Origin of the sequence: Trebonia sp. (assembly GCF_049794275.1) — a bacterium.
Taxonomy (GTDB): Bacteria; Actinomycetota; Actinomycetes; order Streptosporangiales; family Streptosporangiaceae; genus Trebonia.
In genome coordinates this window covers 1-4,323 of the sequence record NZ_JBARCR010000589.1, presented here as the reverse complement: position 1 = coordinate 4,323, position 4,323 = coordinate 1, and the positions used below count along the sequence as shown (strand labels likewise).

The following is a 4,323-nucleotide window of genomic DNA, read 5'->3' as shown; positions in this document are numbered from 1 at the left end:
GGCGTACGACGCCCTTGGTGTCGGCGAGTCAATCGCGGTCGTCAATGACCACGACCCGCGGCACCTGCGGGACGAGTTCGAGGTGGAGCATCCCGGCGGCTACGCCTGGGAGTACCTCGCCAGGGAGCGCGGCGCGTACCGGATCCGGATCACGAAGCTCGCCGCTACGCCGCTGCCGCGCGTCCTCGCCGACGCGGCCGCGGTCAGTGCCTCATCGGGCGACGCGACGGGCGCGGTATGGAAGCTCCAGATGCGCGAGCGCGACCTAGACTCGAACATCATCGCACTGCCGCCGGGCGCCGCGATCGGCGCGCACACGGGCCCCGACGTGGACGTGCTGATCTACGTCCTGGCCGGTTCCGGGCAGCTCGGCACCGAACTGGACGCCCAGCCGGTCGCGCTCCGCGGCGGGTCGCTGATCTGGCTGCCCCGCCGCTCCAGGCGGCAGTTCACCGCCGGCCCCGACGGCCTGCGGTACCTCACTGTCCACCAGCGCCGGCAGGCGCTCACCCTGACCACGGCTCCCGCCTGACCTGGCCGTCCCCGTCCCCGGCCCCGGCCCCGGCCGCGGTCCCGGCGGACTGGCAGCCGGGGCGATGACCCTCGGTCGTGACGGCGCCGCACTCGAGGCACACCAGGTGCGCCCAGCAGACCGGGTCGCCGCCTTCCTCGTCCGCCAGATCCGCGACGGGTTCATCCCGCATCGGATGCTCGCTGTCCATCGTGGCCTCCTCCCTGGTGCCGACGCCTGCTACTGGGCCCCGTCATGGGCCGTCAGCCGGGCGACGCACAGCCCGGGCTCGGTGAACGGGGCCAGCTCATCGGCGGTGACCGGGGCACGCATCAGGTCGAGCGCGCCGCGCATCAGCCCGAGGTGCAGCGCACAGATCACGTCGCGGTGCTCCCTGGCGACCTCGAGGAACGGGCACTGGCGCAACTGCAGCCGGTACTGCCCGTCGTCGGCGCCGGCCGCGGCGTGCGGCTCGAAGCCCAGCTCTCGCATGATCCCGGTGAGCTTCGCGACGGCCTCCTCGGCGCTCAGCCGCTGAAACGGGGGCGGCTTTTCCCCGAGGTAGGCGCCCCATTCGCGGCCCGCGGCCTCGGCGGCGGCGGCCGGCTCCGGCATGGTGCCCGCGATGAGGCTGGCGAGCATCAGGGACAGCAGCCGGTACTGCCTGCCTCCGCCAGGGCCGAACGCAACCGCCCGGTAGCCGATCCTGGGCCTGCCCGGCGTTTCCCTGTCTTCCGCCGCACGGGCCGCCAGGCCCGACGCCACTAGCGCCTCGAGGTGGAAGCGTGCCGTGTTCTGGTGCAGGCCAGTCCGCCGCGCGATCTCGCGGATGCCGAGCGGGTCGTCCGCGGCGCGCAGCATGTCCAGGATGGCGGCGCGGCTGCCGCCGCGCGACCGGCCTTCCTCGGATGCCTCGGGTACGAGGAGACGCTCTGCGTCCATGCGGTTTATTTTATACGAGAATTGTTGTTAGAAATTAGCAGGGCACGCGGAAAAGCCGCGGCCACCGCGATCCAGGCGGCGACCGCCACCCAGAACATGAACCTGGCTAGCGGCTCCATGAAGCTGAGCTGGGCGGCCTTGCCGAACGACAGCGTGGCCACGCTGTACATGCCGAGTGGGAAGACGACGCTCCACAGCGCCGGCTCATACCTGAGCGGCCAGTGCCGCCGGACGTGCCGCCACAGGCTGAAGATGATCAGCAGCGGGATCCACCACGTGCCGAACGCCCACAGCGCGAAGCTGAAGCCCTCGACGAACCCGCCCGTCGCCCGGACCACGGGCAGCGTGGCGGGCAGGCCCAGGAAAGTGGCTCCGGCCAGCACGGTGATCGCCGTGGCGCCCATCAGGATCCAGTAGGGCGGCCCCAGCGTGGCCGGGGTCACCGGCATCATCAGCCAGCGCAGCATGATCAGGGACACCAGCAGCAGGTACAGCACCAGCCCGATGCTCCACATCCCGGCCGCGACCGGCGCGAGCAGGCCGGACTGCGACGGCCAGGACTTAACCAGCGTCGCCGCCACGACCGATAGCGACTGCGTGCTCACCACCCACAACAGCCACGAGCCGTCGACGCCGCCGAGGACCGAGTCCCGCTGCCTGGCGAGCAGCAGGCTGGCCGGCACCCCGTAGGTCAACAGCAGCCACGCGATCGCCGCCGGAACGGCCAGCACCGCCGCCACCAGCGGATGCCCCGCCACGGCGAACCGCACCCCGAGCACGTTGAGCCCCGCCGTGATCGTGAAGAAACCGAACACCCGGTCCGGCGCCCGGAGGTCGGCCGCCACGCTAGAGCGGAACATGAAGAGCCGCCACACCAGCGCCACCGTGAGCACCGCGAGCCCGGCGACCGCGACGATGAGCAGCGCGTCCGACAGCCAGCCCGGTCCGAGCAGGTACGCGCCGGTCGAGACGATGCCGGTGGCCATCACGAACGCGAAGCAAGCGGGGTCCAGGTCCCGCACGGCGGCAGCCGCGCTCCGGGTGGATCGTTCCTGCCGGTCAACGGCGCCGGACTCCGTCAGCGCAGTCTCCTCTGCCGTCCGTTTTTCACTCGTATCACGATCATTCCCGGCAGGCGGCTGTTCATGGCGGCGAAGCCGCCGGGATTGCGCCCGGGCGCTGGATCGGGGAGTCTCGACAGTGGGACAAACCGGATCCGGATCGCGGGCGAAGGAGCGGCCATGGCGGACAGTAGGGCCGGCCGGTGAGCGGGCTGCCGGAGCTGCGCGGCAAGGTCGCGGTCGTGACCGGCGGCGCGTCCGGGATCGGCAAGGGCATCGCCACCCAGCTCGTCGCCGAGGGCATGCGGGTGATCATCGCCGACATCGAGCGCGACGCGCTCGACAAGACCGCGGGCGAGATCGGCGCGACCGGCGTACCCGCCGACGTCAGCGACGCCGCCAGCGTCGAGGCGCTCGCCCGCACCGCTCAAGAGCTGTACGGCACCGTGCACGTGGTCTGCAACAACGCCGGCATCGGGCCGATGGCGGCGATCAAAGACCTGACCATGGACGACTGGCACTGGATCCTCGGCGTGAACCTGTACGGGGTCATCCACGGCGTGCACGTGTTCCTGCCGATCCTGCGCGCCAACCCCGACGGCGGGCACATCGTCAACACCGCCTCGATGGCCGGGCTGGTCGCGCCGCCGCGGATCGGCTCGTACGCGGTCGCCAAGTACGGGGTGGTGGCGCTCACCGAGGTGCTGGCCGCCGAACTCGCCGCGGAGAACTCGAAGGTCGGCGCCTCCGTGCTCTGCCCGGGGACGGTCCGCACCAACATCGGCACCAGCTCGCGGAACCGCCCGGCCGGCCTGCCCGACCGGGCCCTCGAGGACGTCGACATCCAGCTCGAGGACAACCCGGCCTACCGCTGGATCGGCCCGGACGAGGCCGGCGCCGTCGTGGTCCGCGCGATCAAGCGCGGCGACCTGTACGCGCTGACCCACCCGGACTGGTACCCGCAGGTGCGGGCGCGCCACGAGGCGATCGCCGCCGCGTTCCGCGAGCAAGCCGCGGACCAGACCGCGGAGACGTGACTCATGCGCGCCCAGATCGCCTACTACGACCCGCCGCGGCGGCCCGCGCCCGGCGTCCGCCCCGACTTCACCAAGCTCCCGCTGTCCGGCAGGTCCGTGATCATCGCGGACATGCGCTACCGCGCTAACGACTCGCCGGCTTTCTCGCTCAGCCGGGAGGGCTTCACGCTCGTCACCGCGCCGACCATGGTGCGGGACTTCTACGACCGGGAGGAGGTCTCGCGCTGGTACATCGGGGAGGCCGCAGAACTGGTGCGCCGCCTCACCGGCTGCGCCGCGACCGCGATGCTGAACCAGCCCGTGATCCGGGTCAGCGGCAGGGCCGGCGAGCGGCCGGCCGGGACAACGTTCACCGGTGACTTCGCGCACGCCGACTTCAGCGCCGCCGCGGCCGAGTACATGCTCCGCAGGAACTTGCCGCCGGACGAGGCCTCGGAGCGGCTCAAGCACCGGTACGCGGTGTACAACGTCTGGCGGGCGTTCTCCGGTCCGCCGCAGGACATGCCGCTCGCACTGTGCGACACGCGGACCGTCGCCTCCGAGGACAAGCAGTACTGCGAGATCGCCATGAAGTCCGCCACAGGCGAGATGATGACCTGGGAGAACATCGCCTACTTGCACAACGATGAGCACTGCTGGTGGTATTGCGCGGACATGACGCGGGACGAGGCGTACGTGTTCCGCGGCTTCGATTCCGATCCGGCCCGCGCGGAACAGGTGCCGCACAGCGCGTTCACCGACCAGTCGTGCCCCGCTGACGCGCCGCCGCGCG

Annotated in this window: 6 protein-coding genes; 3 read left to right on the top strand and 3 right to left on the bottom strand. The window is 71.5% G+C overall.

What is annotated here, in order from left to right; all coding sequences use genetic code 11:
- A partial coding sequence (locus tag WA805_RS15925; RefSeq protein ID WP_425242722.1) for a DUF2249 domain-containing protein occupies positions 1-532 on the top strand: 532 nt, incomplete at its 5' end.
- Here WA805_RS15925 and WA805_RS15920 read toward each other — a convergent pair.
- Genes WA805_RS15920 through WA805_RS15910 form a run of 3 tightly spaced genes read right to left on the bottom strand, consistent with a single transcriptional unit; the run spans position 507 to position 2,475 of the window.
- Positions 507-722 carry a hypothetical protein gene (locus WA805_RS15920; RefSeq protein WP_425242721.1) on the bottom strand — a complete coding sequence of 72 codons (216 nt, stop codon included), beginning with the start codon at positions 720-722 and terminating at the stop codon, positions 507-509. The two genes, WA805_RS15925 and WA805_RS15920, sit on opposite strands and share 26 nt — an antisense overlap.
- 29 nt (positions 723-751) lie before the next feature.
- A complete protein-coding gene (locus tag WA805_RS15915) occupies positions 752-1,453 on the bottom strand; it encodes a helix-turn-helix transcriptional regulator (RefSeq protein WP_425242720.1) in 702 nt (233 codons plus the stop codon).
- 5 nt (positions 1,454-1,458) lie between these two features.
- Positions 1,459-2,475: a tellurite resistance/C4-dicarboxylate transporter family protein gene (locus tag WA805_RS15910; RefSeq protein ID WP_425242719.1), complete on the bottom strand. Its 1,017-nt coding sequence runs from the start codon at positions 2,473-2,475 to the stop codon at positions 1,459-1,461.
- A 242-nt stretch (positions 2,476-2,717) separates the two neighbouring features.
- Between WA805_RS15910 and WA805_RS15905 the strand changes: the two genes are divergently transcribed.
- Positions 2,718-3,551: an SDR family NAD(P)-dependent oxidoreductase gene (locus tag WA805_RS15905; protein WP_422339695.1), complete on the top strand. Its 834-nt coding sequence runs from the start codon at positions 2,718-2,720 to the stop codon at positions 3,549-3,551.
- Positions 3,552-3,554: 3 nt separating this feature from the next.
- A partial coding sequence (locus WA805_RS15900) for a CmcJ/NvfI family oxidoreductase (protein ID WP_425242718.1) occupies positions 3,555-4,323 on the top strand: 769 nt, incomplete at its 3' end.

What these genes read in the sequence shown, in the direction of transcription:
- WA805_RS15920 (WP_425242721.1), bottom strand. Translation starts at nt 722, where the DNA reads ATGGACAGCGAGCATCCGATGCGGGATGAACCCGTCGCGGATCTGGCG.
- WA805_RS15915 (WP_425242720.1), bottom strand. Translation starts at nt 1,453, where the DNA reads ATGGACGCAGAGCGTCTCCTCGTACCCGAGGCATCCGAGGAAGGCCGG.